This is a genomic window from Acinetobacter sp. BSP-28 (assembly GCF_044130285.1).
In the GTDB taxonomy this organism is placed as follows: Bacteria; Pseudomonadota; Gammaproteobacteria; order Pseudomonadales; family Moraxellaceae; genus Acinetobacter.
The window spans coordinates 1-2,536 of the sequence record NZ_JBIQOB010000032.1; the positions used below are offsets into that span (position 1 = coordinate 1).

Here is a 2,536-nt window from a genome sequence, read left to right on the forward strand (position 1 = left end):
AACAAACAGAACAGATTTGTCAGGCAGCAGTGCAATCGAATCCACAAGCGATTAAATATGTGAAAGAACAGACAGAAGGTCTTTGCTACATGGCATTACGTAAAGATGGCATGGCTATTAGGGACATTCGTAAACCAACGCCAGCCATGTATCTGATGGCGATTGAAAATAATCCAATGTCTATTCAGTTTATGGATCATCCAAGTAAAGAATTATGTGAACATGCAGTGAAACTTCGGCCTTATGCGATTCAGCATATTGAGGTGTACTATGAAGACTTATGGATGAAAGCGATAGAGCAGCGGGCATTCGTGATCCAGTTTTTAAAAGAATATTCCGAGAAGATTCTGAAATATGCATTACTTTGTAACCCAATAAGTCTGAAATATATAAGAAAAGAGTTTCAGTCAGATGTGATTATTAATTTTGCACTTTCAGAAGATGCAGGAACGAAAAAATATATTCGATAATTGTAAAAATTAAAAAAAGTGTTTGTAGTTTTAGAAATAGGAGAGTGGTGGCAGTCCATCATGCCTTATAGCAGCTAAAAAAATATGCGTGTCGCAAACATAAACGAAGTGTCAACAGCCCCTATTATTTAATTAAAATATGTTTGGGCATATTGTGTCAGTAGAATAACAGCAACAGTTATTTTTGGATCAATTTTTAGAGCTTTAGTCGGTGGACCGAGTAAAAATATGACACTAAAAGTTTACCGACCTTTGGAATACTTTGACTACAATTGAATTGAAGAGGTGGCAAAAGTGTTGATTTTACCATTTGACTTAGATAAACCAGAAAATTTTAAAATTTTGTAGATATTTAATGCTTATTTCCTGCGTAGATGTAAAAGCATATGAGTCAATATATGTTGTCGGTGACCTTCATGGTTGTCACAGCTTTCTCATGCATGAACTACAGAAAATAAATTTCAATTTTGATAATGATTTGCTCATTTGCACGGGCGATCTAATAGATAGAGGTGGTGAAAATTTAGAATGTATTTCATTGCTCGATCAAACATGGTTTTTGACTGTACGTGGTAATCATGAAGAAATGTGTATTCGAGGACAGTATGATTCTAAAATGAAAGGCATGCATGAAAGGAATGGGGGAGAATGGTTCTATAAATTATCACAACAAAAACAGCTTGAAATTATCGATTGTTTTAAAAAATTGCCTTTAGTAATAGAAGTAGGTAATCTTCCCATAAATAACCGAAGTTAAAAGTAGAGGTTAAGCAGCCATTAGAGGTGGTCTTCCTTTGTTTGCTTGGTGTGGTCTTTCATGATTGTAATGCCTGAGTAGCACTGCTACGCAAGAATTTGTTGCATAATCTTGTACTTCATCCAAAGTATCAAATAAATGTTTGCTCAGCTAACTATAACGTATGGTTCGATTATAGCGTTCAATATACGCATTCTGCTGTGGTTTACCTGGTTGAATATATTCAATACGAATACCTTGTTTAGTTGCCCAGCGTATAAATTCATGACTGATAAACTCCGGGCCATTGTCACACCGAATAACTAACGGTTTTTCTCGCCATTCCAATAACTGATTCAATGTGCGAACAACCCTGATTGTGGGTAATGAGAATCCTGCTTCAATAGCCAAACCTTCTCGACGATAATCATCAATTACATTCAATAGCCGGTACTTACGACCATCAGAAAGCTGGTCATGCATAAAATCCAATGACCAGACCTGATTTGCCCGGATCGGCTCTTTCAGTGGTTCTGGTGCATGTCGTTTTAGTCTTCTTCTCAGTTTAATGCGCAGATTCAGTGCTAACTCACAGTAAATGCGATAAACACGCTTATGATTCCAAACATGGTTTTCAACATGACGTAGATAAGAGAAACACAGACCAAAGCCCCAATCTGCATTTTCTTCAGTGAGTTCAATGAGCTGTTCTGCAATTAATGCATTGTCATCGTTTAATTTGGACTGATAACGGTAGCAGGTTTCACTGATACTAAATGCTCTGCAAGCCAAACGAATGCTAATGGCATAGTGGGCAACTGCCTGTTGTGCCCTCTTACGTCGGCAAGATGGCCTCACCCTTGCGTAGCAGTGCTACTCATTGCCATCGCTTCCTGAATGATCTCTGCCTTTAAGCGTTCCTAAGCATACATCTTTTTAAGTCTGGTATTTTCTGATTCCAGTTCTTTGAGTCTTGCCATTAATGATATATCCATACCACCATATTTGGCACGCCATTTATAGAAGGTCGCATTACTCATACCGTGTTCACGACAAAGGGTGGCTACAGGTGTGCCAGACTCCGCCTGTTTCAAAATGGACATGATCTGACTGTCAGTAAATTTAGATGTTTTCATGCAGAATCTCCTGCTCGTATCTTAAGAGAAAATTCTACTTTTAGATCCTATTATTTTTAGGGGGGATTACCGAGTAAGTAAATAATTTTGAAAAACAATTGATTGATAATCATACAGTAATTACAATAGTACTAACTAAAAACCATTGTTTTAAAACAAACTTTAATAATTTATTAAAAAATTTAGGGGTAAAT

The 2,536-nt window shown here is 36.8% G+C and carries 3 pseudogenes; 2 read left to right on the plus strand and 1 reads right to left on the minus strand.

The features are described from left to right. Positions 1 to 470, plus strand: a pseudogene (locus tag ACE01R_RS16430) (hypothetical protein); the annotation flags it as partial. Positions 471 to 825: 355 nt separating this feature from the next. Then, a pseudogene (locus ACE01R_RS16435) lies at positions 826 to 1,197 on the plus strand (metallophosphoesterase); the annotation flags it as partial. 39 nt (positions 1,198 to 1,236) lie between these two features. On the opposite strand, the pseudogene ACE01R_RS16440 reads toward ACE01R_RS16435, so the two are convergent. Further along, a pseudogene (locus ACE01R_RS16440) lies at positions 1,237 to 2,342 on the minus strand (IS3 family transposase). Positions 2,343 to 2,536 lie beyond the last annotated feature (194 nt).